Raw genomic sequence first — 22,772 nt, 5'->3', positions numbered from 1 at the left:
CATGCCCATGGGCCCGGTCAACCATCTCGAATTCCTCCAGCGCTGGGACTGCGACGAAAGCGCCCCGGCCTTCCGGCGGCTCGACCGGCTGCTCGGACTGGACGCGGACATGCAGGACGCCGTCCACGACACGCCGGGTGGGCGCAACTTGCGCTATGTCCGGCTCCAGGCCGAATTGGGCGGGGGCGGCATGGATGCCCAGGCCGCCTGTCCAGCCTGCGCCGAACTGTGCGAATTTGCGCTCCCGCTCGGCGCCATGCTGGAAAGCGCCCCGCCCGCGAGCGACCGGGAAGTGGGCATAGAGACGCGCGGAGAACGCTGGCGCTTCCGTCTCCCGCGCATGAGCGACCTGGCGGCGTTGCCCCTGGGAACCGATCTGGGTCCTGCGCTTGCCGAGACCTGCCGCCTTGATGACCACGGCGCGCCCGTACCCGAGGCCGTGGTCGAGGCGCTGGGACGCGAACTCGACGCCGCCGACCCGCTGGCAACCCCGGTGGTCGAGCTGACCTGCAGCGCCTGCCAGACCCTGTTCAGCGCCTCTGTCGACCTTGCCTCCTTCGTCGCGCGCGAGATGGACCGGCTCGCCAACCGGCTCTTGCGCGACGTCCACCTCCTCGCGCGCGCCTACGGCTGGTCGGAAGACGCCATCCTGGCCATCCCGCCCGCCCGGCGGCGGCGCTACCTCGCGCTGATCGGGCAGGACAGCGTGCCCTCGCGCGCTTTGGCAGTCTGAGGCGCACCATGGCCGGATACTGGACTTCCCTCGAACGCATGCTCTCCGGACGCGAGGGCGAGGCGGTTCCCCGGCGCCGCGCGCGCTACGAGCCCGGGACTTACGACGCGCAGGTTTTCGGAGTGTCGCTCGACGAAGTGTCCGAGCCCGAGGCCCCGGCCGCGTCCACGCCTGCCCCCTCCCTGATCCGGGCCGAAGATCCGCCCCCGCACGAAGACTCGGCCTCGTCAGCCCCTTCGCCCGCGGTATCGCAGCCCCCTGCCTCATCGCCAACCGCGCCCGGATTTCCGCCAGACGATGTACGTGGCTCCCTCCAGCGCGCCGAACCTGCCCCGCCTGCACCCTCGCCCCGGGAGCACGCGGTTTCCTCACCTGCGCCCGAGCAAGTCCCGCAATCCGCCCGGACGACGGCCGCGCCGTCAGCTGCGCCTGCACCTGCCGAGCCCCCCGCGCGCAGCCGCGACGAGTTAACGCAGCCATTCACGGCCCAGACCGAGCCGATAGCGTCACCTTCCTCTCCTCCCGAGCCAGAGCAGGCGGAGGACGACGCCCCGCCCCGCCGCCTTGTCGAGGAGATCGACGAGCTGCGCGCCGACCTTGCCCGCCATGTCGAAGCCCGTCCGGCTCCGGTACCGGACAGCCCCCGGCCTGCGTCTACGCCAACGGACGAGGCGGGTTCCAAGTCCATGTCCCCTCGCCCGCTGGTAATCGAGATCGGCGAGATCGCCATCTCGCTAAACCGCCCTCCACCGCCCGCACCTCCCAGCCCCGCCCCCGCCGCTTCGCCCTCGCCTGTCGTCGCGCTCGATGCTTACCTCGCGCGCCTTGGAGGGGACAGATCATGAGCGCGCAGCTGGCCATTCCCGCAACCACCTACCTCCTCAAGACGATCATCGAGGACCGCCTCGCGGCGGCCTACCAGGGCCTGCCTACGCCCCCGGTTCTGGTAACCCCGCCGCCCCGCCCGGCCCAGTCCGCCCCCGGGAACGGCCAGCCGCAGCAGGCTGCGGAAAGCCCCAGCCTCACCCTCTTCATGCACCATGCCGGACCCAACGGCGCCTGGCGCAACATGCACGAGCCGGTGATGAACTCGGCCGGGCAGCGCATCCGGCGCGATCCCCTGGTGCTCGACCTGCAATACCTGCTGGCCGCCCACGGCGCGGACCTCGAACGCGAGGCCCTGCTTGGCATCGCGATGTCCGCGCTCCACCGCAACGCGATCATCCCGCGCCCGATGATCACCCAGATGCTGGGCCGCATCGCCGCGCCCAACCCGGCCGAAAAGCTGCTCGACCGCCTGCCATCGGCCCAACTGGCCGATCCCGACCACCAGCCCGAGACGATCACCGTCTCCCAGCTTCCCGTCGATATCGACACCTCCACCAAGCTGTGGTCCGCCTTCCAGTCTCCCATCCGCCCTTGCGCGCTCTACCAGGTCACCACCGTCTTCCTCGAGATCGAGGAGGCCTACCCGCCGCCCCTCGCGGTCGAGACGGTGCGCATCTCCGGGCGCCCCGAACCGAGCGGGACCGGCAGCCCCTTCGCGCCCGACGTCATCCTCTCGCGCGCGCCGCAGGGCGAGACATGAACGTCGCACCGCCCATATTCGATCTGGACGCGTTCCAGGAGCTGGCCGAAAGCTGGTCGCTCGCCGCCCTCGAACGCGTCGAAGGTGGTGGAGGGCATGCAGGCATGGACACCGCCTTCGAGCGTCTGGCCCGCGCGCCCACGCTGGCCGCGCTGGCCGATACCTTTGCCCTCTCGCGCACGGAAACGCAGGCCCTCGTCCTGCTCTTTGCCGCAGGGCACTCAGCCCGGGTCGCCTACGCGGTGCGCCGCCACTCGCCCCACAGCGAAGCGCGCGGCGTACCCACCTGGCTGCTGCGCGAGGCGGTGTGCGAGGCCGATCCGCGCCTGCTCGCTGCATCGGGGCCCTTGAGCCGGACCGGATGTCTCGAAATCGAGGGCGGCGTCCTTCCGGTCGAGGCCCATGTGCGTCTTGCCCCGGCGCTCGGCGAACGGCTCTGCGATCTTCCCTCTGTAGACCCACTGGTCGCAGCCCACATGCTCCCCCTGCACGGCGACGCGACGCAGGCCGACGAGGGCGCGTGCGCGCACCTTGCCCGCGCGCTTACACAACGCGACGCTGCGGGGCTCTCTCCGCTGGTCCCGGCAGGCGATGCGGAGTGCGGGGACATTGCCGCCCGACTCGCCCGGCTGGGGCTTGGTGCGGCACGCATTCTCGCCGGGGACATACCGGCCGAGCCCGACCGGCGCGCGCAGCTGGCCCGGGCCTGGAGCCGCGAGGCCGCCCTCGATGCGCAGGTGCTCCTCATCCTTGTCGAGCCGGGTGTCCCTGACACGCGCATCGCCGACTTCGCCGACAGGGTCCTGGGCCATGTCGTCCTTGTCGGAGCGACTACCGCTCTTGCCCCGCGTCGCGGGCTCAGCCTGCCCTATCGCGGGAACGACACAGGTCCTGGCGACCTCGCCGGATGGCAGGCCGCACTGGGGCCCCAGCGCAGCGCCCGCCTCGGCCCCGGCCTTGACGCCATCGCGCACCAGTTCGCGCTGCGCCGCAGTGAGATCGAGGCGCTGTGCCGCGAGCTGCCCCCCGCCCTCGACACCGCGCGCGATGGGCCCGAGGCGGCCCGCCACCTGTGGCACCGCGCCGCGCGCCTGGTCGGCCCCGAGAGCGTGCCCGGCGTCGAACTGGTGGAGCCAGCCTACACCTGGTCCGACATCGTCCTTCCCGAGCCGCTCGAGCAGCGTCTGCGCCGGATCGAGGGGCATGTGCGGCACGCCCGCCTGGTACTGGACGAATGGGGCTTTGCCGCGCGCATGGGCGGACGCGGGCGCGGGATAAGCGCGCTTCTGTCGGGCCCCTCGGGCACGGGCAAGTCCATGGCTGCCGAAGTGCTGGCCTCCGCGCTCGATCTGCGCGTCCTGTTCATTGATCTCAGCCAGCTTATCAGCAAGTACATCGGCGACACCTCCAAGAACGTCGCCGCCGCCTTCCGGCTTGCCGAGCGCAGCGGGGCGGTGATGGTGTGGAACGAGGGCGACGCGATCTGGGGGGCGCGCGGCAGCGTGGGCAACGCCACCGACCGCCACGTCAACGCCGAGGTCGGGGACCTGCTCCAGCGCATGGAGAACTTCCGGGGCTTCACCATCGTCACCACCAACCTGCGCCACGCCATCGACGAGGCCTTCACCCGCCGCTTCCGCTTCTGCGTGACCTTCCCCATGCCCTCGCAGGCCGAGCGCCTGCGCCTGTGGCAACGCGCTTTCCCCGAGACCGCCCCGCTCGCCCTGCTCGGGGAAAGCGACTGGGAGGCCCTGGCCCGTCTGCAGCTGACCGGAGGCGGCATCCGCAACATCGCGCTTTCGGCCGCTTTCCATGCCGCCGAACGCGCCGGGCCGATAGACCGCGAGATCATCGCAGCCGAAGTTGCCGAGGAATTCCGCAAGCAGGACCTCCCCGCCCCGACCCTGGCCTGGGAGGGAGCGCGAGCATGACCGGCAAGGCTCTCCGTCCGCAAGTGGAACGCCTCGCGATTGCGCGCCTCACCATCACGGCGGATTCCGCGCTCGACGCGCGGCGCCTTGCCGATGCCCTGCCCGATCTGCTCCGCCAGCGCCTGGAGAAGGGACCGGGAACCGCGCGCCCGGCCCGTGGCCGCCCGTCGCCCTGGAGCGAGGCTGCGGACCAGATTGCCCGTGCCATCGAGGCCCGGCTGGAGAGGCGCGATGGCTGAAAGCGCGCTTCGTCCTCGCCCCCTTCCCCAGGTCCGGCCCACGCCCCCTGCGCACGCAGCGGGCGGCGCCGTGTTCGCGCAGCGCAAGGCCACCGTTCCTGCGCCTTGCGAGCCGCGCGTTGCCGCGCCGCGCGATAGCGGGCACGCGCTTGATGCCCCCGTGCAGCGTTCGCTGGAGCACAGCTTCGGAGCGGACTTCTCGGCCGTGCGCATTCACGACGATGCCCGCGCGCACGACAGCGCCCGAGCAGTGGGCGCGCGCGCCTACACCGCGGGCAACGACATCGTCTTTGGCGAAGGTGCGTACCGGCCCTCGAGCGCCAGCGGACGGGCCCTCCTCGCGCACGAACTGGCCCACACCCTTCAACAGGACGGCGTGCAGATGAAGGGGCTTGGCCCTCTTCCTGCCAGCCGCGCGGGCGAACTGGAGCGTGAGGCCGACCGCGCCGCGCTCGCCGCAACATCGGGGCGGCGCGTGGGCAGTCTCACCCGCGTTGCCACGCCCGCCATCTTCAAGTCCGAAGGGGCTGTCCCGGCTGCGGGCGGGGACCTGCCTGAAAGCGCCGGTCCCGCGCTCGACACGGCCGGAACGCCGGTAGCCGAAGATCCTGCCCCCTACACCGTGCTGGAGGAAAACCCGGTCGGGCCAGGCGCGACCACCATGGTCGTGCAGATGGGCACGCTGCAGATGCCTCGCGTCAAGGGCAAGGGGGCCTGGGTCGAGCAGGCCTACAAGGCCCGGGCCAGCGGCGGCGGCCTGATCTTCCGGCCCAAGTTCAAGGGTGGGGGAAGCTACGGCGCGGCAAAAAGCATCGCCGCCTTCGCCGAAAAGCCGGGCGAAAAGTACAAGAACGTCTGGCTCAACAACTACGGCTTCACCACGCTGCCCGAAATGGCGCGGGCCTTCCGTGAAGCCGCGACAGCCGAGAACGCGGACCCGACCGTCAAGGCCGCCTACGAGGATCCCGCCGCGCGCCGCATCCTCGATGGCTACCGCACCTCGAACAACCTGCGCTCGGGCGGCTGTGACATCGACCATATCGTCGAGAAGCAGCTGGGCGGCACCAGCACGCCGGGCAACCTCCAACTCCTCGTCTCGGACAAGAACCAGGAATCGGGCCGCGAGACCTACAAGCACCTCAAGGCCGAGACCGACCGCGTGCTGTCCCCGGACCGGCTTTCGGTCATCGACTTCCAGATGCGCTTTAACGATGTCCAGATGCAGCCCGACGAGAGCGACGGGTCCTTCGTGATCGAGACAGCGCTGCGTTCGGGCAAGGTCAAGGGAGCCGAGGACGTCCAGGCCCGCGCAGGCGGCGTCGCGGTCTCGCTCGAGGCAGGGGGGAACCGCGAGGTGATCCACGCCCGCGCGGGCGAGACGACCGACATCGGCACCGGCGACCGGCGCCTGATCCCGGGCATGAAGCTCAAGACCTACACCCGCCATGCCCGCAGCAACGCGCGGGGCGGTACCGATACGCTCACCGCCGAACTGGCGTCCAAACCCGTCATCCCCGGTGCCAAGGACATCACGCTGGTGGCCACCGTCACGCAGGCGCCCCAGCAGGCGGACGGGGCAGGCGGACAGGCGGCCGAGCGCCGCGCCGTGGCGGCCGAATTTCGCAAGCTTGCCCTCCACGCACCGTCGAACCGGAACCTGCCGTTCCACTACCCCTACCTCAGCCCGGGTACCCTCACCCAGCTCAGCCTCGATGACAGCGGCAACCTGTCTGGCGAAGGGGTCATCCGCCCCTCGATCCGCTTCCTTGGTGATCTCAAGGTACGCTTTGGCCCGGACCGGCTCGATCTGGTGCAGGACCTCGATGTCGATGCGCTCAACAAGAGCGCCTACATGCGGCGCCTGTCGAGTTATTTCCGTTTCACGCGCGGCAGCCTCGCCTTCGACCTCGTCAACTTCCAGCCGCGCGGTGACCTGGGTTTCACTGTCGGTCCGGCCCGCAAGCCGGTGATTGATGGCAGCCTGACCGCCACGGTCTCGGGCGGCAACTTCATCGCGCGCGGCACGCTGACCCCGGCGCAGGACCTGCCCGGCATCACCGCCGCCGAGGGAAGCGTCACCTACCACAGCCAGGAGGGATGGTCGGGTCTCGTGCGCGCAACAAGCTCGGCTCTACCCCGCTCGGAAACCGACGTACGTCTTGGCTTTACCGAGCGCGGCGGCGTGCTCTCCCCCTTTGCCGAAGGGGCGATCACCACGCGACTGGTGCGCGATGCCCAGCTGCGCCTCGGCGTGCGCTGGTCAGGCGGCGCCATCGCCTATTCGGGCGCGGTGACCATCCCCGATCCGATGCCGCGCGTGCGCCAGGTGCGCCTTGCGGGGCGCTACACCGGCACGCGCCTGTTCCTGACCGGCGATGCACAATTCCAGTGGAAGTCGATCAGCGCGACGATGACCGTCAACTATTCCTGGCGCGAGGGGGACGAGGACGGGCGCTTCAGTGGCCGCGCGCGCGTTGCTCTTCGCCAGGGCAAGCTCGACGGGCACGTCGACCTCAGCTTCGACGAGCGTGGCCGTTACTGGGGCCAGGGGCGCGCCGCCTACCAGCTGACCGACACGATCCGACCCGCGCTCGACGTCACGCTCGAACGCGATGGGCGGATCAAGCTGGGCGGCTCGGTCGAGCTCTCCGATATCGCCCTCTCGCGCGCTTGGCCCCGGCCCGGCGGAGGCGAGAAGGAGGTCTTCCGGTTCCGCACACCCAAGTTCAGCGCCCCCACCCCCGTGCCGAGCGTGACTGCCTACGTGCAGTTCTACGCCGGGATGGGGGTGAAGTACGGGGTCGGCCCGGTCATGCTGACCCGCGCGGGCTTTGCAGGCTCGCTCTACCCGCTCGAAGACGACATGCAGATCACTGCCGAGATCCACGGCGAGGTCCGCGCGCCTGCCTTCGGCACCGTCTACGGGCGCCTCGGCGCCACCATCGGCGCCGAAGTCCTGCTGGGGGCGGTTGGGGCAAAAGCCAGCGTCGAGCTGATCCCCTCCCTCAGCGTGCGCGCCGAAGCTGTGGCGCAGGCCCGCGCACGCTATGCCGGCGGCAAGTTTGCCTTCGACTTCAACGCCTACGCCGAGGGCGGCTTTCGCGTGGGGCTCGATGTCGACATCATCGGCACGATCACCGCCGCCTATGGCTGGAAGGAGTGGGAGTGGCGCTGGAACGTCGGCGGCTGGAACGCGCGGCTGGGCCCGGACCTTCGCATCGATTTCGGGCGCATGGGCTACGATTCCGAGCGCGGTATCGCCTGGCCCTCGCTCTCGAATATCCGCGTCACCCCTGACAGCTTCGATCCCAAGGCGATGATGCGCAATCTGCTCGAAAGCAGCCGGGCAAGGAAGGCATAGGGCATGGCCGGATATCCCCGCTCCCCCAACGTGCTCAAGGGCGGCTTCGTGGTCATGGACGAGGCCGGAGCGAAAGTGCAGCGCGTCCACGCCTTCCAGTACAACCCGGACAGTCTCTCGCGCACGCTGGCCCCGCGCGGCGCGGGTTCCTCACCGGGCGACAACGCGCAGGCGCTGCGCCGCACCGGCCCTCCTGCCGAGACCATCGCGCTCGAAATCGAGTTCGACGCCACCGACGCGCTCGAACACCCGGACCGGCACGCGGAAGTCGTGGAGCACGGCATCGCCGCAGACCTTGCCGCGCTCGAAAGCTTTCTCACCCCGCGCGTCGAGACGATCACCGCCACCAAGGCTCTGGCCGACCAGGGCCTTATCGAAGTCCTTCCCGCCCCCGGCGAACTGCTCCTACTCGTACTCGGCCCGGCCCGCGTCCTGCCGGTGCGCATCACCGGCTTTGCGATCACCGAGGAGGCCTTCGACCGCCGCCTCAACCCGATCCGCGCCAAGGCCGCCCTTACCTTCCAGGTCCTCACCAGCGAGGATCTGGCCATGACCAGCCGCGCGGCCGAACTTTTCCTCGCGCATCTCAAGCGCCGCGAGAAGCTGGTGGCGGGGCTGGGCACGAGCCTCGCCGCCCTGGGACTGGAGAGCCTTGCATGACCGAATTCTCGCCCCAGAGCCGCTACCACGGCCTTGCCCAGCACTTCCTTCCCGGAGCCGATGGCGAGGACGTCCCCTACCTTGCGCGCCGGATCATCGCCGCGCCTACCTGCTATGATTTCGAGAGCCGCGTGCGCAGCGATGGCGCCCAGCGGATCGACCAGCTTGCGGCCGAGACCATCGGCGATCCGCTGCTCTACTGGCGGATCTGCGATGCCAACGGGATCGAGCGCCCCGAAAGGGGCACCCGCCCCGAGGGGCGCGAGATCGGCATTCCCCTGCCCCTCACACGCACGGGAGGCGGCGGTGGCTAAGGGCGTCCAACTCCAGATCCTGATAGGTCCCGTCGCGGTGCGCCCGGCGCCGCGCGCCGTGATGGAAGCCTTCACCGGCGCGCAGGTCACCCATGCGACGGGCCAGCGCTCCGGCTTCCAGATCGAGCTCACCTACGCCTCCACCTCGCCCATCGCGCGCGAGTTGCTGCCCGGCGGCGCCTTCGATCCGATGACGCGGGTCATCCTCGTCGCCTCTCTCAACGGGCGCGACCATGTCCTGAGCGATGGCCCGATAAAGCGGCTCGACACGGTCGCGGGCACGCGTCCGGGCGAGAACAAGCTCACCCTCACGGGCGAGGACGTGACCGGCTACATGGACCTTGTCGAATGGACCGGCATGCCCTTTCCCGCCATGCCGCCGGTCGCGCGCGTGGCGATGATGATCGCGAAGTACGCCATGTTCGGCCTCGTCCCGGTGACGATCCCGCCGATCTTCTCCTCGATCAGGATGCCCACCGACAAGTACGCGCACCAGAAGGGCACCGACTATGCCTATATCTCCGAGCTCGCGCAGAAAGCGGGCCACGAGTTCTATGTAACGCCCGGCCCGGTGGTCGGCACCAACACCGCCTACTGGGGGCCACAGGTGCGGATTGGTGTGGCCCAGCCGGCCCTGACGCTCGACATCGACGGGGCCTCGAACCTGTCGAGCATGACCTTTTCGGTCGATGGCAATGCCGCCGTGGTCCCCCTCGCCCACGCCAAGATCGCGCGCGCCTCGGTGCCTGTACCCCTGCCCAATGTCGCGCTCCTGAAGCCCCCGCTCGCCGCGCGCCCCGTCATGCCCACGAAGACACGCTGGCTGGAGAGCGAACGCAACGACCAGGCCGAGATACTCTCGCGCCTGGTGGCGGGAGCCGGGCTGGTCGATCCGGTGACAGCCAGCGGCTCGATCGAGCTTTCGCGCTACGGCCAGCCGCTGGAGGCGCGCAGACTGGTGGGCGTGCGCGGTGCGGGCCGGGCCAACGATGGCATCTATTACTGCCGCTCGGTCACCCACCAGCTGGCGCCGGGCACATGGACGCAGGCCTTCCAGCTCGCGCGCGAGGGCATGGTCGCCCAGCAGGAGAGGATAGCGGTATGAGCGAAGGCCCCAGCTATTTCGGCAAATACCGGGCGACGGTGCTCAACAACATCGACCCGCAGAGCCAGGGGCGCATCCAGGTCCAGCTTGCGGACCGCTATGGCCTGTTCCCCTCCACCTGGGCGATGCCTGCCTTTCCCTTTGCCGGGGATGCGCAGTCCGGGATGGTGGCGCTGCCCGCGCTCGGCTCGATGGTCTGGATCGAGTTCGAGGCGGGCGATCTCGACTACCCGATCTGGACCGGAGCCTTCTATCCCGATCCGGCAGGCTTTCCCGTGCTCGCCATGGCCGGGCACACGCCTCTCACCCCCAACATCCATTTCCAGACCAGCACCGGGACCTCAGTGACCTTGTCCGACAACCCTGCCCAGCAGGTCATGGTCAAGACCGCGACCGGGGCCATCATCAGCATTGGCGCGGCGGGCATGACGCTCAGCAACGGACAGGGCGCGATGATCTCGCTCACCGGCCCTTCGGTCATCATCAACAACGGCGCCCTGACGATCACCTGAGACCGCGCCCCGCACTGGCCCCGGCCTCGAACAGACGCACCGGAAGGTCGACAGGAAAGCAAAGGAGAGGAGAAGCCCATGCCCGGACCGGTCCTGCACACAGGCGCCAGCGCCCAGTGCCCCCACGGCGCGCCGCTCCAGATACTGGCTGCCAGCCCGCGCGTGAGCGTGGGGGGAATGCCCGTCGCCGTGCTCTCCGATCCCGGCGTCATCGCGGGCTGCCCCTTCACCCTTCCCAACGGCACGCCCCAACCATGCGTCACCACCAGGTGGCTGGTCGCCGCCACCCGGGTCATGGCCAGCGGCCAGCCGGTGCTGATCAATCCGCTGACAGCGCTGTGCTTCTCAGCCACGCAGGTGCCGCAAGGGCCGCCGATCATCACCGGATCGCAAAGCCGGGTCATCGCGCAGTGACCCGCCTTGCCTTCCCCTATGGCTTCGATGCCGAAGGCCGCAGCCGCACCCTTGCCTATGCCAGCGACGCGCACCTGCGCGACATGCTGGAACTTCTGATCCTGACCCGGCTGGGCGAACGGGTGATGCGCCCCGAGCTGGGCAGCCCTGTCCTGCAGATGGTCTTCGGCGCGGGTGAGGGCCCCGCAGCGCTTGCCTTGCAGGCCTCGCTCGAAGCGACCATCGCGCAGGAACTGGGCCACCTGCTCAAGCTCCATGACCTCACCACCCAGTTTCTGGACGACGAAGGCGTGCTGGAGATCGTGGTCCACTTCGAGGCGCGCGCACGGCCGCAGGTCTCGCGCCTTGTCGTGCACGCGGATCTGCCATGACGACAGATCGCATCATCTGCTGCGACCCGCAGCGCCGGACCGCACTGCTGGCCCCCGATGCCCCGGCCGATGTCAGCGGGATCGACTACGTCGAGGTTCATGCTGGCGCTACTACCGCCGATCCCACGATCCTGGAAGTCGTGCTGGTCAAACCCCTGCCGCTCCCGCTCGGGCGCATCACCCCGGACAACCTGCGCCTGACAGGCGGCGTGCGCTTTGCCCCGCCGCGTCCTGCCGCGCCCGTCGAGCACGATCCCGATACCGGCACCGTCAGCCGCTGGCGGATCACGCTGCCCGGCAACCAGCCGACCGACTTTTCCACCTACCGGCTCGAGATCGTGGCGGGCCCGGGAAGCGCGGCCCCGCCCGCCTTCCTCGATGCGCGCCTGTCGGGTGTCGATATCGACTTCAAGCTCGATTGCCCCGCCCCCGGCGACTGCCTCCCCGCCTGCCCGGAGAGCGACACACCCGCGCCCAGCACGGCGCGCTTCGATTACCGCACCCGCGACTACGAGACCTTCCGCCGCCAGATCCTCGACCGTATGGCCGAGCTTGTCCCCGACTTCGTCGAGGACGATCCGGTCGATCTCACCACCACGCTCGCCGAAGCGCTGGCCGCGCGCGCCGACCAGCTCAGCTACCGGCTCGACTGGGTCGGGACCGAGGCGTTTCTCGGCACCGCGCGCAGCCGAGCCGCTCTTGCCCGCCACGCCCGGCTCATGGACTACACCATCGGCGAGGCCGAAAGCGCGCGCACCTTTGCCGCCTTCACCTTCACGCCCGGCGGCGCGATTGCCGAGGGACAGGAACTGCCCCGTGCCACCCCGCTTCTCCCGCGCCTGCCCCAGCGTGAGGTGGTCATTCCCGCAGATGAAGCTACGCGCGTCCTCCCCACGGCATCCCTTGTATTCGAAACCGCCCACCCCCTGGCCTTGTGGAGCTGGCGCAACAGGATCGCCTTTCACACCTGGTCGGACGAGCAGTGCCTCCTCCCGCGCGGAGCCTGCGCGGCCACGCTCGTTGACGGCAGCGGCGCAGGCGCGGGAGGTCTTGCCCCGGGCGACTTCCTGATCCTCCTTGAGACCCGCTCCCCCACCACCGGCGCGCGCGCAGATGCCCGGCCCGAGCATCGCCACGTGGTGCGCCTGACCCGCGTCACTCCGGTCAGTGACGTACTGGCACCGGCCACCCGGCTGGTCACGGTGGAGTGGGACGCGGCCGACGCCCTGCCCTTCGACCTCGTCCTCCAGCGCGGGCGCGACGCCGCGTCCTCAGGTGCCCAAGACCGGATCTGCGCCGAGGTGCTGGGCAATGTTGCCTTCTGCGACCACGGCCTCTCCCTGCCGCCGGTCAGCCTCGACCTCACCCCGGCGGAAACGGAGGCTCTGCGCCCGAACCTTTCCCCGCCGACGCCCCCTGCCGAGCAGCCCTGGCGCCCCACGCTCGATGCAGGCCCCATTGCGCGCATCCTCGCGCCGCCCACAGAGCCCCGCGCTGCCGCCGCCTGGCTGGACAGAGACGCGCGCGAGGCCGTTCCCGCGCTGACGCTGGAGGATCCCTTCGCGCCCTGGTATCCGCGCACCGATCTCCTGCGCTCGGATCGCTTCGACCGCCATTTCGTTCTCGAAACCGGCCTTTCGGGGGATATTCAGCTGCGCTTTGGTGATGGCATCAACGGACTTGCCCCCGATCCGGGTCACGCCTTTGCACCAAGGGGGCGCATCGGCGGCGGTGCGCGCGGCAATATCGGCCCCGACACGCTCAGCCACATCGCTCTGCCCGAAGCCCTGGCGGGCATGGACATCGCGGTCACCAATCCGCTGGCGGCAACCGGCGGACGCGAACCCCAAACGCCCGGGGACATCCGCATCAACGTGCCCCGCGCCTACCGCACGCAGGAGCGCGCGGTGACAGAGGCCGACTATGCCGCCGCGGCCTGCACCCATCCCGCTGTGGCCAACGCGCGCGCGCGGGCCCGCTGGACGGGTGCCTGGCAGACCATCGCCATCACGCTGGACCTAGCCGGTGGGCGTACGCTCGACGCCGCGCTGAAGTCCGATATCGCCGCCCATCTCGAACGGGTACGCCTGATCGGCTTCGACATCGTCCTGCGCGCCGCGCGCATGGCCCCGCTCCGGCTCGATCTTCACGTCTGCGCCGCCCCCGGTTTCGTGCGCGGCGAGGTGGCTCGGCAAGTGCGCGCCGCGCTGCGCCCAACAGGCACGCACGGACACACGGGCTTCTTCCATCCTGACAATTTCAGCTTCGGCGAGCCGCTCTACATCTCGCGCCTGATCGCGTTCCTCATGGCCCTGGAAGGCGTTGCGAGCGTGGAGGTAACCCGCCTTCACCGCACCGATAGGGCAAGCCAGGACGAACTGGCCCAGGGCGTCCTGGTGCCCGGCGAGCTGGAGATCCTGCAACTGAGCGATGATCCCAGCTTCCCCGAAGAGGGACACATACGCATCGACATGGGAGGCGGCGATGTCTGAAACCCGCGACTGCATCTGCGCGGCCTGCACCGGCGATACCCCATCGGGTGAACCACCGCGCCCGGCCGTTGCCGACCCGCTCCATTTCGCGCACGGCTCCATCCGGGCGCGTCTTCTTGCTCGCATCGCATCGACCCAGCTGACCGGGACGCGCCCGCTGGCTGGCCTCACCACGCGCGATCCCGCAGACCCCACCATCGCTCTCATCGACAGTTGGGCGGGCGCGCTCCATGTGCTCGCCTGGAACACCCGCCGCCTGCACGAGGACGGCAATTTCCACCAGTCCCGCGATCCCGACGCGATGGCCGCGCACGCCGCGATGCTGGGCTACGAACCCCGCCCGGTCCTTGCCGCGCAGACCGTCCAGAGCTTCACCGTCGACGAGTTCTCCGGCCTCGAAGGCCCCTTCCAGGTTCCGGCCGGAACCAGCGTCGCGTCTGTGCCCGAGGGGGAAGAGGCCCCACAGATCTTCACCACCGACGAGGCTCTCGAAGCCCGGCGCGCCTGGAACCGCATCCAGCCGATGCGCCGGGCGGCGCCTCCCCGCTTCGACCTCTCCAGCCGGGTAGCGCTTGTCGAAGGCAATGCTGCGGGCGTGCAGGTGGGCGACAGCCTGCTGCTGGCCGACGGCACCGGGGAGCGGAGCAGCGTCCTCCTGGCCCGCGTCACGCAGATCGAGCCCGTCGCAGGCGGCGAGGTGCCGTCCCTGCGCACGCGCCTTACCCTCACCGCGCCGCGCCGCCTCCATTCGGTGCCCGCCGAAGCCAGCCCCGGCGAGGCCCAGGTCATTGTCCTTGGCCGCCGTGCAGGTATCTTCGGAGCTGCCGCCCCGGACTATGCCCTCCTCCATCCGCAGGACGAACCGACGCTGAAGGCACGGCGCATGAACGCGCCTGCCGCACCGGCCGGGCAGGAGTGGCCGAACTTCGTCATCGCCGCTCCGCCCGAGCGCGACACGGAGGCCGGGCGCATCGATCTCGACGCGGCCTATCCCGATGCGCTGCCCGGGCGCGTCGTGCTGTTCGATGCAGGCAGCACGCGCGCCCGCGACAGCCGTAAAGGCACAGCCCCGCAGATGCAGCTTGGCGCGATCACGGCCAGCGAGGAGCTGGCGCGCAGCGACTACGCACTCGCGCAAAGGGTCACGCGCATCACTCTGGATGGGCTCGACCTTTCGGGCGTCCTGCCCGGCGGCGCCAGCCTCAACGGCCGGGTTCGCCAAAGCAGCGTGCTGATGGAAACGCAAAGGCTCCCTCTTGTCGTCCCCTGGCGCGAGGAGCCGCTTCCCCGCCCCGGTGAGGATGACCGCCTGCTCCTTCAGGGCGAGCATCCCCTGCCCCCCGGCCGCCTGGTGATCGTTACCGGAGACGATGCCCAGACAGGAGAACCCCGCGCGCAGGTGGCCCGCGTGAAGTCCGCCGAGATCATCGCGCCGGGACAGACCCGGGTGATCTTCGAGGCTCCGCTGGGCGGTCGTGTCCAGGCCTCCAGCCTCGGCCTTCACGCCAATTGCGTCACCGCCTCCAACGCGCAGCTTGCCGCAGGCGGGCAGTGGGAGATCCTGGGTTCGGGCACGCGCGGGGTTGATCGGCCCGCCTTCCCCTTGGCGCAGGCGCCGCTTGCCTACCTCTCCGCCGCCAACACGCGCGGCTATGCTCCGGCCATCGAGCTGCGCGTCGACGGGCGGCGCTACAGCTGGTGCGCAAGCCTCTACGGGGTCGATCCCGCCGAGACGGTCTACACCCTCGAGGCCCTCCCCGGCGGCGGAACGCAGGTGCGCTTCGCCGGGCCCCTGCCAAGCGGGCTCAACAACGTCCTTGCCTTCTACCGCCATGGAGGAGGCGCACGTGGCAACATGGCCGCAGGCCGGATCACCACGATTCTCTCCCCCGTGGTCGGCATCGCGGCCAGTTCCAACCCGGTGCCCGCCGAGGGCGGCATGGAGGCCGAGACCCTCGAGGATATCCGCCGCGCCGCGCCGCGCAGCACCGCCGCGCTCGGCCGGGTGGTCTCGCGCCACGATTACGAGGCCTTCGCAAGGGGCTTTCGCGGCGTCGGCAAGGCGCTCGCCACCCAGCTTGTCGACGGGATCACCCCCTTCATCTGGCTGACGCTGGCGACCAGCGAGATGCAGCCCCCCACCCCGGGCGGGGACCTGGAAACCGACCTCGCCCGGGCCCTTACCGACGCCGCGCCGCCCGGACAGATACTGCGGATCGCAGGCTTTGCGCCTGAGCCCGTCACGCTGGTCGCGGCCTTGCGGATCGACACCCGGACCTGGCGGCGCAGCGATATCGAGCAGACCCTGCGCGCGCATCTTGCCAACAGGTTCGGCCCCGCCGCGATGGACTTCGGCCAGCCCTTGCGCGCAAGCGCGATCCTCGCCGCGATCCACGAAGTGACCGGCATCGCCGCGGCCCGCATCGAAACGCTCGACAGCCCGTCGGCCGTCCCAGGCCTTACCGACATCCCCGCGCGCCTGCCGCACCGCGATCCGGCACGCGGCGAGATCGTCACGGCGAGCCTGCTCTTCCTCACCCCCGAAACGATCCGCTTCACGGAGATGGCGTCATGACCCCCCGCTCCAGCGCCAGCGCCATCGAGGCTGCCCTGCAGGACCTCTTCGGCCTGCTGCCCGCCCATCTGCGCAGCACCGATGCCACCAACGGGCGAGCGCTGGAGGCGCTGTTCCAGATCCTGGCCGAAGGCGATGCCGAGATCGATGCCACGATCACCGCGCTCTTCGACAACCAGTTCATCGAGACCGCCGATCCCAAAACCCTGGGCCACTTCGCCGCGCTCACCGACACGCCGCGCCTGACGCCGCTGCCCCACAGGAGCGGGCTGTCCGAACGGGCCTTCATTGCCAACGCGGTGCGCACCAACCGCGGCAAGGGCACCGCGCGCACGCTGGAGCAGCTTGCCGCCGATGTCACCGGGTTCGGGGCCGTCGCGGTCGAGTACTTCCAGCGCCTCGCCAAGCTCCAGCACGCGCTCGATTTCGACCTGCCGCGTCCTGGCACTGCGCGCCTGACGCCCGGCGAGACGGCCGCGCGGGCCGGACGCGCCTTCGATCGCCTCCCCCGCGTGAGCGAGGTGCGCGCCATCGACACCGCGGCAGGCCGCTGGGGCCTTGGCAATGTCGGCGTTCACGTCGTGCGTTTTGCCACGGCCACCTGGCCCGCCCCTGCCGGCCCCCAGATCTCGCCCGAACGCCTGGCCGCCGTACCCGAAGCTGGTGCCTGGGCTCCGGGCGGAACGGCACAGGTCGGTTACTTCCAGCTTGCCGCACAGAACGAGGAACGGCTGTGCCTGTTCAACCCCGACCGGCGCGACATGGGCCGCTTCGCGCGTCCGGACATGACCGACCTGCCCGACCGGCTGCGCCGCCTTCCCCTGCATCTCGAAACCGAGGCGCGGCGCCACGCCGCCCTCGAAGGTCGCCCTTTCACCCCAGCCGAAGAACCCTGGTTCGGAAGCGATGGCGATCCCTTCACGATCTACCTGCGCCGCGAGGGCGAAACCCATTTCACCCCCGTCCCGCCGCCCGAGATCCGGATCGCCAACCTGGAGGCCGCACCCTCCCCTGCCGGGTACCGCCCCCCCGCCACGCGGCCCCACAGCTGGGTCACCCCCGGCGATCCCGCGCCGCTGGCCCACAGCGCGGACCATGCCATCGCCTGCGCCTTCGATCCCGTGACGGGCCGCCTCATCGTCGCCGAGCCCGAGCCAGGCCAGCCCGAAGTCGCCGAAGTGCGCATTGCCCACAGCAGCGGTCGCGGCGCGCTGGCCTGGGGCGGGCCGTACGAGCGCGGCGCTGCCGACGTCCCCTTCGAACTGGTCGATACCGCGCACGAGACACACTTCATCCGCATCGTCGACAGGCTCGCGGTGCCCGCAGGTCCCCCTGCGGCGCGGCGCCGCAGCGTGCCCACGCTGGAACAGGCGCTCGCCGAATGGGCCGCCCACGGCGCGGGCCACACCGGCTGGATCGTCCTCACCCGCTGCGACCGGGAACGGCCAGGCGGCGGCGCAAGCGGCTTCGAGATCGAGCTCCATCCCGAACGCACGCTCAGCATCGTCGCGGCCCAATGGCGCGAGCACGTCGAAGTGCCAGGAGGGCCGCCCTTCGATCCGGCCCGCGCCGGCTTCCTGCTGCGCCGCGAACGCTGCGCGATCCTGGAGGCCCCCGTCGTCCTGTCCGCCGCCTCCGCGCCGCAAGATGGGGAGCGCGCCGGAAGCTGCCTGTTCGACGGGCTGGAGCTGACCGGCGGCCTCGCCCTACGCAAGGACGCCTTCACCCGTCTCGACCTTCGCCACTGCACCGTGCGCAATCCGGGCGGAGCCGCCATCAGCACCAGCGCCCCGCTTGTCGGCACACAGATCGCCGTCACCCATTCGCGCCTCGGAGCCTGCCGCCTCGATTTCGGGAGCCAAAGCGCGCAGGGCCAGCTTGCGTTAGCGGACAGCCTGCTCTTTGCCGACGGGGCCTCCGAGCCGGTCCTTGCCGCGCGCAGCTGCGCCGTCGAGATGCACGGCGTCACCGTTCTGGGCGAGGCGCATGTGCGCAGCCTCGAGGCCACCAACGCGCTTTTCACACAGCCCGTTCACTGCACGCGCCGCCAAGCCGGGTGCCTGCGCTACAGCCACGTCCCGCCGGGTTCCACGACACCGCGACGGTTCCGCTGCCAGCCCGATCTCGCGCTCGCCCGGCGCGCCGAGGCGAAGGGCGCTCCCCTCACCGCGACCGAACGCGACGCCGAAATCCTGGGCGCCCGCCCCTTGTTCCTCGACACCGAAGCCGATGCCCCGGGCCTCGCCATGCTTCATGCCCTGTGCCCGGACGCGGTGGCGCTGGGCGGCGAAGGCGAAGCCGAGATGGGCGCCTTTTCGCGCACCGCATCGCGCCTGCGGCTGCGCAACATGGCCGCGCTCTTCGATCGCTCCGTGCCCTTTGCCACCCGCGCCGCCCTTCTCGACGACACCCAGTCCCGCCTCTCAGCCGAACAAGGACACAGGCCATGACCCAGCGCAGCGACAGCACGCGCACCACCATCCCCACTGGCGAGGCCCGCCCCTTGCGCGACGTGCGCCTCAACCAGGGGCAGGTGCTGCTCGACACCGACCTCAACGAGCAGGGCCGGTTGCTGCTGAAGCGGATCGAGACGGAAACCCAGGACACCCTGGGCGCTCCGGGACGTTTGGTGATCGCACAAGGAAGCTCGGCCTTTGCGCTGGCGGCCAGTGGGGCCCCCTCGTCCCCTGCAGACATCACCATCGGAGCGGGCCACGGCTGGCTCGGCGGCTGGCAGCTCGACAATCCGCACGAGGTCACTCTCGCCAGCCAGCCACATCCCGTGGAGGAAGCCGATTTCGGCAGTGGCGGCGCGCTCGCGATCAAGGCTCTGGTGCGCTACCTTGATCCGGTCGAGGAGCCTGCACTTGCCGATACCGCGCTCGGCAATGCGCAGGCCTCGGGCCGCACGCTGGTCGACTGGCAGGTCTTCCCCCTCCCGCTTGACGAGGACAGCGCGACAAGCTGCATGGCCGTTGCAGAAAGCTCGGCATGGCAGGCGATCACCGCCCCCTCCAACGGAACACTCGCCTTCCGGGTCAAGGCAAGCGCGGCCAGTCTCGATCCCTGCTCGCTGACGCCCGAGGGCGGATATGCACGGCTGGAGAACCTGCTCTACCGCATCGAAGTCCACGCAGGCGAAGCCGATGCCGCGGTGCCGGAGGTCGATGGCCCGCGTTTCGGCCTCGAGGGCCTTCGCATCACGTTCTCCCGGCGCAACGCCAGCCTCCTGGCCCGCGTCACCAAAGTTTCGGGAACCGAGATCTCGGTCAGCCCCGCCGCCCGCGATCCGCGCAGCTGGTTTGCGCCGGGCCAGTACGCCGAGATCGTCTCGCGCCACGACGACCTCGACACCCGTACCGCCAGTGTCCCGCAGCGCCTCTTCCGCATCGCCGCGACCAGCGACACGCGCGTGACCCTGGAAGCGACACCCGCCCAGCTCGCGGCGAGTGGCATCACCGCGGATGGCGATTGGTACCTGCGGCTGTGGGACGCCTTCCCCGACGGTTCGGGGACCCGGACCATCGCGCTTGATGCGGGCGGCCTCTCACAAGTGATCGATCTGGGCGATGGCCTGGCCGTGCAACTGGGCGGCGGCAGCGCGGCCCGGCTGCGGCGCGGGGACTTCTGGACCTGTGCAGCCCGCGCCGACGGGACGATCGAATGGCCGACGTCCGCCTCCGGCCAGTTCGAGAGGGTCACGCCGCAAGGCCCGGAAACCCGATACGCGCTTCTGGGCACCTACGCGCTTGCCGATAGCGCGCTCCTTCTCGACGATTGCCGGGTCGCTTTCGCGCCGCTCACCGAACAGATCCAGGTGCTGGCGCTGGGCGGCGACGGGCAGTCGGTGCGCGCCGATACGCACACCAACGCCCGGGTCGCCCTGCCCTCGGACCTGCGCGTTGGCGTCGTGCGCGGTACCACCCCGCTCGCCGGACAGACCATTCGCTTTCGCGTGATCGCTGGCGGCGGCGAACTGGGCGCGGGCAGCCAGATCCTCGACGTGCTGACCGACGCCGAAGGGGTAGCCCACGCCGCCTGGTCCCTTGGCCCCGACGCACCGGCGCAAGAGGTCGAAGCGGTGCGCATCGATGCACAGGGCAATGCCACAAACGCGCCCATCCGCTTCACCGGCTTTCTCGCCCGCGCGGACCAGACCGCCTTCGATCCGGCCAACACGCCCGCGCTTGCCGGGGCCTTCGACGTCCAGCAGGCCATCGAACGGCTCGCAGGCCAGGGCCAGATCGGCTGCAGCACCTACGTGATCCAGGAAGGCAGCGACTGGGTCTCCGTGCTCGAGGCGATCAAGGAGGGGGAAGATGCCAGCATCTGCTTCCAGCGCGGCACGTTCGCAGCCACCAAACCGGTGCGCCTTGCCGGCAAGGGACACCTCACGCTCCATGGCGCAGGTCCGGGAACCCTGATCCGTGTCGAGGGCAGCGAAACCGCGCTGGAATTCGTTGATTGCGCCTCGGTCGAGTTGTCCGGCCTGCACATCGCCGCCCCCACATCCGGTGACAGGATTGCGCAGGACAAACACCGTGGCGGAGCCCTCACCCTGACCGGATGCCCCGACGTGAAGGTCTCCGACGCCGTGCTCACCTGCGGCGCGAGCAGTTCGCCCCAGCGCTGTGGCCTGCGCATTGCGGGCCAGCCCTTGCGCGATTTCTCTGCCCGGATCAGCGGGTGCACCTTTCGCACCGGCTACATGCAGGACGCGCTCCTGGTGAGCGATTGCGAGCGCGTAACCATCCAGGACAACACCTTCGAGCCCCTGGCCCGGCCGCAGCGCTTCGACTTCGCGCACCTCGCAAGAGACCCGCGCTGGAGCGCCATCGCCGCGCGCGCCCTCATCCGTGCGCTGGAGGAATCGATGCCCCAGGCCTCCGGGAACGGACCCGTGGTAAAAGGCCAGCGCTACACCGTGCGCCTCACCAGCACGGTCCCCCAGGCCGAGTGGGACGCCCTGGTCGAAGCCGATCCCCCCAGCGCGCGCGACGAACGCACAGAAACGGCCTTTGCCGGCTATGTCGAACGCCTGCTTGGCAAGGCCCTTGCACAGCCCACGCTGCTCCCCAGCTTCGAGGGGAACCTGCGCACGCTCACCGCCTCACTGGGACCACGCAGCGCCCCGCAACTGGACGAGACGATCCGCCGCAACATGCTGGCAAGCGCGATTGCCGTGGCCCGCCCGCTCGCCCCCCCTCAGGTGCCAGGCCTGCACGCCGTCTGGCTGAGCGCCAACGGCCAGTCCGTCCGCTTCGAATCGCCGCTTGCGCCAAGCGATTGGCAACTCGCCCTGAAGGCCAGCGGCGAGAGCAGCGCGATCAAGGACCATGCGAGCTTTCGCAAGGTCCTCCACCGCATTGCCCGGAGGCTCATCGCCGATGCCGCCTTTGCCGAGCGGATCGCCTCGCTACGACCCTGGCGCGCGGCCTACGCCGCCGCCCTCCCTTCGGTTGCGAACCAGGCGATTGCCTGCGTCGGACAGGCTCTGGGCAAGGTGTCGATCGCAAACAATTCCATCGCCGACTTCCAGACCGGCATCCGCGTGGCGACGAGCCACGGCACCTGGACCCGGCTCTACCGCCGCGGCGGCCGACACGCCCGCCTGGCAGCCCGGATGGTCGATGTTGTCGGCAACGAACTGCGTCTGCGCCCGCCAGGCCCCAGGACCGAGCTTCTGTTCGGCATGTTTTTCGGCAATGCCGATACCCTTCGCATTCACGGCAACGACGTGCACTACGCCGACGACCGGATCGAGGAGGGCAAGCGCGATGTGCTCGACTACAAGGAGGGCATTCGCCTGTTCGGCCATTTCGGGCGCATGGTGAACGTGAAGGACAACCACGTGACCATCGCCCCGCGCGCGATCCGGATGACCTGGGACACGACCCAAGGCGTTCCCGAAACCCATTGGCCCTACAACTGGGTCTTCGCCGACAACATGGGCAGCGTCCTCAACGACCACCCGTGCGTCTACCTGGAAGTCCCCGAGCTACGCCACGTTGAACTGCGCAACAACCTGTACCCGAACAACCAGTCGTGACCCTGGAACGCCGAACCGAGAGGGCATGGGAGAGACGCTGAAGCTGGAAACGAAAAAGGCCCGGAGCAATCCGGGCCTTTTTCGGTTTGGCTTCACCTGCGAAAAGGTGAATGGTGCCCAGAAGAGGACTCGAACCTCCACGCCGTTGCCAGCGCCGCCACCTGAAGACGGTGCGTCTACCAATTCCGCCATCTGGGCACGGAGGCGAGGGGACCAAGTTGCCGTCCTCGCCGGGTAGGAGGGCGCCTCTAAGGGGCGGTGCGATTCGTGTCAACAGGGGTTTGAAAGGAAAATGCATTTTTTGTATCCTCGCGCTTCGAACCTGCCGGATTTGTGCGGCTTTGCAGGACCTTTGCGAGGTGCACTTTCCTGCAAGCCGCGGAAACAACTGGCCGGTTGCCGAGTTCCCGTGCTTGTGGCAGGGGCTT

16 protein-coding genes and 1 tRNA gene are annotated in these 22,772 nt (G+C 69.8%); 16 read left to right on the top strand and 1 reads right to left on the bottom strand.

Annotated features, from left to right (window positions below; all coding sequences use genetic code 11):
- The first annotated feature begins 1 nt into the window (after window position 1).
- From LC060_RS03750 to LC060_RS03675, 16 genes are all read left to right on the top strand, one after another.
- Window positions 2-733 carry a hypothetical protein gene (locus LC060_RS03750; RefSeq protein ID WP_226632819.1) on the top strand — a complete coding sequence of 244 codons (732 nt, stop codon included), beginning with the start codon at window positions 2-4 and terminating at the stop codon, window positions 731-733.
- 8 nt (window positions 734-741) lie between these two features.
- Window positions 742-1,578 carry a hypothetical protein gene (locus tag LC060_RS03745; protein WP_226632818.1) on the top strand — a complete coding sequence of 279 codons (837 nt, stop codon included), beginning with the start codon at window positions 742-744 and terminating at the stop codon, window positions 1,576-1,578.
- Complete coding sequence (locus tag LC060_RS03740; protein WP_226632816.1) at window positions 1,575-2,321, top strand: DUF4255 domain-containing protein; 747 nt, start codon at window positions 1,575-1,577, stop codon at window positions 2,319-2,321. Before LC060_RS03745 ends, LC060_RS03740 begins: the two co-directional genes overlap by 4 nt.
- Window positions 2,318-4,252, top strand: a complete 1,935-nt coding sequence (locus LC060_RS03735) for an ATP-binding protein (protein WP_226632814.1) — start codon at window positions 2,318-2,320, stop codon at window positions 4,250-4,252. Before LC060_RS03740 ends, LC060_RS03735 begins: the two co-directional genes overlap by 4 nt.
- A complete protein-coding gene (locus LC060_RS03730; protein ID WP_226632812.1) occupies window positions 4,249-4,491 on the top strand; it encodes a hypothetical protein in 243 nt (80 codons plus the stop codon). Before LC060_RS03735 ends, LC060_RS03730 begins: the two co-directional genes overlap by 4 nt.
- Window positions 4,484-7,852 (top strand): DUF4157 domain-containing protein, encoded by a 3,369-nt coding sequence (locus tag LC060_RS03725; RefSeq protein ID WP_226632810.1) that lies wholly within the window; start codon window positions 4,484-4,486, stop codon window positions 7,850-7,852. Before LC060_RS03730 ends, LC060_RS03725 begins: the two co-directional genes overlap by 8 nt.
- 3 nt (window positions 7,853-7,855) lie before the next feature.
- The gene (locus LC060_RS03720; RefSeq protein ID WP_226632808.1) at window positions 7,856-8,512 is read left to right on the top strand and encodes a hypothetical protein; all 657 of its coding nucleotides are present in this window, start codon (window positions 7,856-7,858) and stop codon (window positions 8,510-8,512) included.
- Window positions 8,509-8,826: a hypothetical protein gene (locus LC060_RS03715; RefSeq protein WP_226632807.1), complete on the top strand. Its 318-nt coding sequence runs from the start codon at window positions 8,509-8,511 to the stop codon at window positions 8,824-8,826. Before LC060_RS03720 ends, LC060_RS03715 begins: the two co-directional genes overlap by 4 nt.
- Window positions 8,819-9,931 (top strand): hypothetical protein, encoded by a 1,113-nt coding sequence (locus LC060_RS03710; RefSeq protein ID WP_226632804.1) that lies wholly within the window; start codon window positions 8,819-8,821, stop codon window positions 9,929-9,931. The genes LC060_RS03715 and LC060_RS03710 overlap by 8 nt, the downstream gene beginning before the upstream one ends.
- Window positions 9,928-10,443, top strand: a complete 516-nt coding sequence (locus tag LC060_RS03705) for a phage baseplate assembly protein V (RefSeq protein ID WP_226632801.1) — start codon at window positions 9,928-9,930, stop codon at window positions 10,441-10,443. Before LC060_RS03710 ends, LC060_RS03705 begins: the two co-directional genes overlap by 4 nt.
- A gap of 78 nt (window positions 10,444-10,521) precedes the next feature.
- Window positions 10,522-10,857 carry a hypothetical protein gene (locus LC060_RS03700; protein ID WP_226632799.1) on the top strand — a complete coding sequence of 112 codons (336 nt, stop codon included), beginning with the start codon at window positions 10,522-10,524 and terminating at the stop codon, window positions 10,855-10,857.
- Entirely contained in the window at window positions 10,854-11,228 is a 375-nt protein-coding gene (locus LC060_RS03695) for a GPW/gp25 family protein (protein WP_226632797.1), read from the top strand. Before LC060_RS03700 ends, LC060_RS03695 begins: the two co-directional genes overlap by 4 nt.
- Window positions 11,225-13,720: a hypothetical protein gene (locus tag LC060_RS03690; protein ID WP_226632795.1), complete on the top strand. Its 2,496-nt coding sequence runs from the start codon at window positions 11,225-11,227 to the stop codon at window positions 13,718-13,720. Before LC060_RS03695 ends, LC060_RS03690 begins: the two co-directional genes overlap by 4 nt.
- Window positions 13,713-16,295: a baseplate J/gp47 family protein gene (locus LC060_RS03685; RefSeq protein WP_226632794.1), complete on the top strand. Its 2,583-nt coding sequence runs from the start codon at window positions 13,713-13,715 to the stop codon at window positions 16,293-16,295. Before LC060_RS03690 ends, LC060_RS03685 begins: the two co-directional genes overlap by 8 nt.
- Window positions 16,292-18,745, top strand: a complete 2,454-nt coding sequence (locus LC060_RS03680; protein WP_226632793.1) for a YmfQ family protein — start codon at window positions 16,292-16,294, stop codon at window positions 18,743-18,745. Before LC060_RS03685 ends, LC060_RS03680 begins: the two co-directional genes overlap by 4 nt.
- Window positions 18,742-22,344: a DUF6519 domain-containing protein gene (locus LC060_RS03675; protein WP_226632792.1), complete on the top strand. Its 3,603-nt coding sequence runs from the start codon at window positions 18,742-18,744 to the stop codon at window positions 22,342-22,344. Before LC060_RS03680 ends, LC060_RS03675 begins: the two co-directional genes overlap by 4 nt.
- Before the next feature lie 111 nt (window positions 22,345-22,455).
- Here the strand turns inward: LC060_RS03675 and LC060_RS03670 are convergent.
- Window positions 22,456-22,542, bottom strand: a tRNA-Leu gene (locus LC060_RS03670).
- Window positions 22,543-22,772: the final 230 nt, after the last annotated feature.

Source organism: Novosphingobium profundi (genome assembly GCF_020524485.1).
GTDB classification, from domain to species: domain Bacteria; phylum Pseudomonadota; class Alphaproteobacteria; order Sphingomonadales; family Sphingomonadaceae; genus Novosphingobium; species Novosphingobium profundi_A.
This window is presented reverse-complemented; position numbering and strand designations above follow the sequence as displayed.